This is a genomic window from Thermofilaceae archaeon (assembly GCA_038731975.1).
In the GTDB taxonomy this organism is placed as follows: Archaea; Thermoproteota; Thermoprotei; order Thermofilales; family Thermofilaceae; genus JANXEW01.
Genome location: JAVYQJ010000072.1, coordinates 1 through 3,177 on the forward strand (window position 1 = coordinate 1; position 3,177 = coordinate 3,177).

General features: G+C 30.0%; 4 protein-coding genes. 1 reads left to right on the forward strand and 3 read right to left on the reverse strand.

Features of this window, described 5'->3' with window-relative positions:
- Window positions 1-469: 469 nt before the first annotated feature.
- Window positions 470-1,078, forward strand: coding sequence for a DUF981 domain-containing protein (locus QXF46_09510; GenBank protein MEM0227098.1), 609 nt, complete (start codon window positions 470-472; stop codon window positions 1,076-1,078).
- A gap of 95 nt (window positions 1,079-1,173) precedes the next feature.
- On the opposite strand, the gene QXF46_09515 is transcribed toward QXF46_09510, so the two are convergent.
- The 3 genes from QXF46_09515 to QXF46_09525 form a co-directional block, all read right to left on the reverse strand.
- Window positions 1,174-1,962 carry a hypothetical protein gene (locus tag QXF46_09515; GenBank protein ID MEM0227099.1) on the reverse strand — a complete coding sequence of 263 codons (789 nt, stop codon included), beginning with the start codon at window positions 1,960-1,962 and terminating at the stop codon, window positions 1,174-1,176.
- A gap of 58 nt (window positions 1,963-2,020) precedes the next feature.
- On the reverse strand, window positions 2,021-2,482 hold the full coding sequence (locus QXF46_09520; protein ID MEM0227100.1) for a molybdopterin-dependent oxidoreductase: 462 nt from the start codon (window positions 2,480-2,482) through the stop codon (window positions 2,021-2,023).
- Window positions 2,483-2,714: 232 nt separating this feature from the next.
- A complete protein-coding gene (locus tag QXF46_09525) occupies window positions 2,715-2,936 on the reverse strand; it encodes a hypothetical protein (GenBank protein MEM0227101.1) in 222 nt (73 codons plus the stop codon).
- Between the last annotated feature and the right edge of the window lie 241 nt (window positions 2,937-3,177).

A 3,177-nucleotide genomic window follows, 5' to 3' on the forward strand; every position in this document is an offset into this window, starting at 1 on the left:
TGATAGTAATCGCTACTTTCGCATTAACATGGATAACGTCTATGGTAGTTTATAAGATAAAGTTTAAGAAGTACGAGGGTTAGGTTAAATTGCGCTTTTTATCTTTATTTTTTGAATTATATTCGCCGTCGTAGAATTAATATTGTTAAAAAATCGTTTTATCTTTAATGGAATTGGTTTTATTATCAAAGACATGGTTAGAGAAAATCTACTACTCAAGAAACCTCTATTCTAAATATATCTTTACACAAATATGTGATAAAGTACATTAGCTATTTTAATCTTTGTTTTGCAGTAACTATATCTTTTCCAATTAATCAAAATGAAATGAGATTTTCAAGACGAGTTAATCAAATTAAAAATGTTTTTAATAGTTATTTATCATAAATATCCATGTATAAATGTATATACTCTGACACGTCTTATTTATATATTGGATAAACAATAATTATAAATTGGTGATAAAGAGATGGCTGGATTTGTAGACATATTAACTATCCAGTTAATTGCAATGGGTATAATATTCATAACCTTTGCTTACGGATTAATTAAAGCTTTCAGAGTTCATAGTACCGTTCAAGATTATAGGAACGCATTAAAGCCCCAATACATGCCGTTACTTACAATAGGTTTGCTTATGGCAATTACTGGATTTTATGGAATGCTTGTTTGGCCATTACCATCAAGCTATAACATCCTATTTTACGATTTATATGCTGTATTAGGCTTAGGGATTATTGGAATAGCATTAAGTATAAAGAATGAGTATAAGCTTGAGCACTTAGGTTTCATGGCTTTGTTATTCGGTTTAGTTACAATATATTATGGAGTACAAGGATTTTTGCATAATATGACTACAGAGCCTTCAGCATTATTAGGGTTATATACACTAACTGGCTTATCATCAATATTCTTCTACCCAGTTTCAATATTCCTAGATAATGGAAAGTGGGGTAAAGTATGGTTAATAATAGATGCAATATTGTTAATACTAGCTGGGTTATTAGCAGGATATATAGGAATTGCAGCTGTAGGAGAACACTTATCAGCATTTGCAAAGTGGTCTCCATTCGTGTAATTTTATAGAATTTTTTATAATATTTTTAAAAAAAGAATAAAATTTTTTGACAATTAAGTTTAAGATTTTTTCTTATTATATTGTTTTCAAAGAGATTAAATTATCAAAGATCGCCAAGAAAGATCTTCTAAAAGTAAATAGAAATAGATAATTCCAGCATAATTTTTAATTGAGGAGAGAACTTCCTCAACATTATCTATTCCTAAGAATCTTTTAAGCTTATTACGAAATCCAACATCCCCCGTGGGAATTAAGTCAAATCTTCCTAAACCCCTTAACATTATGTAATTCATCGACCATTTACCTAAACCCTTTAAACCCTTTATGGATTCTAAACTATCATTCTCCTTCAATGCGTTTACGACTTTTAAAATATATTCAGATTTCCTAGAACTATATCCTAGCTTCTTAATGTCTTCTAGTTTAATTTTAAGCAGATCTTCGATAGTGGGGAAAATATTAATTTGAAAATCATTTAGCACCATCTTTCCTCCGAAGTTTTCAGCAAACCTATTTATTAAGACTAAACATGAACTAAGTGAAATCTGCTGGCAAGAAATTGCATTAACTGCAGTCTCTAAAAGTGTAGGAAAAACTACAGGTTTAGCACCTATAAATTTCCTTGCTAATTCAGAAAAATATTGATTGTTAGAAATTGTATTATAGAAATCTGTTAAATCAATTTTTAAACCTAAAATCCTTTTCAGAATATTAATTATATTTTCTTCATCAATTTCCCTATTACTGAAGATCTCAATCCTTAACTTAGGATCATAAACTCCCTTAATCTGCTTTACTTTAATTATCGTATCCTTATTTAACGCTCTGACATAACTTTTATCTTGCAATATTTCATCTATCTTATTATTTTTTACCCTTTTCAAAAGCCATACAGTATAAATTAAGTTAAAAGGGGGTACTATTTCATCTATCTCTACACTTTTATACATCTGCTTTCCCTATTCTATACAGAGCTATCCTCTTTCCAGTTCCCTCTTTATAAATATCAGTTATTTCAATCTCCTCTAACCATTTCACACTTTCATAACAATATTGTGATGGAAACACTAACCTTATTGGCCCTCCCCTCTCCTTTGTTAATTGTTTTCCCATGTACTCATAAGCTAGAACTACATCACCTTTCATGATCCTTTCTAAGCTTAAGGTTATAGTATAATCACCTGATTTGAAAATAGCGTATTTAGCGCTTTTTAATGGTTTAGATAATTCTAACAAATCCCTAACCCTAACCCCTTGCCATTGCGTATCCTTAATTTCCCATCCTTCTACACACCTAAAATCAAAAGTTAAGCCAACTTTGGGTAAAGCTTTAATATCGTTAAGCTTGAGATTTAAGGAATTTTGAACTAAGCCGTAAATTTTAAGCGTAAAATCTTCATCCACACTTAATCAAACTAAATTTTGCGATATTTAAATGCTTACCCTAAATTGTTAGCTCTTACAAATAATGAAAACAAATATGAATTATCAAAGTACGTATACTACCTTATTTAGTTGTGAAAACCATTCATTCTCTCTTTGAAACTGAAAGTGACATCTTAAAAAATTCATATATTACTTTCTTAATCTTCTTCTCATAATTTTAAAGAATTTTTTATTGAATTACTACCAATACTTACCCGTTTCCTCTCTTGCCTTCTCCTCCTTTCGCTTTATCTACTAAACCTATTTCTTTAGCCTCTTGAACGTCTATAGCCTCTCCAGTTAATGCTAATCTACGTATAACTTTTCCTAACCTAAACTTATAGTGCGGTATTAACCCAAACTTACCTTCCAGTATTTTACATTTAGCATCTTCAACTGAAATCGAAAAGCAATAGAATTTCACAACCCCCACATAACCATTAACCGCACGGACTATCAAATTAATTAACTGCGTTATATAAAGTATTAAAGAAATATTCAGTATCTTTTTCTTTTTAACTCATACATAACATCATCTCCTGCTTCCAGTTAAAATTATTGCAAGTACTTTTGGATCATCATTGTAAGTCTTTAAATGATTAGTTAATAGTCTCAACGTGTTTAATCTCTCTGGCCTTTTAAATATAACAAACGTCATTTTCTCTCTTTTCAAG

Bases quoted from the DNA above. Each gene is read 5' to 3' on its own strand.
- QXF46_09510 (MEM0227098.1), top strand. From the start codon at position 470: ATGGCTGGATTTGTAGACATATTAACTATCCAGTTAATTGCAATGGGT.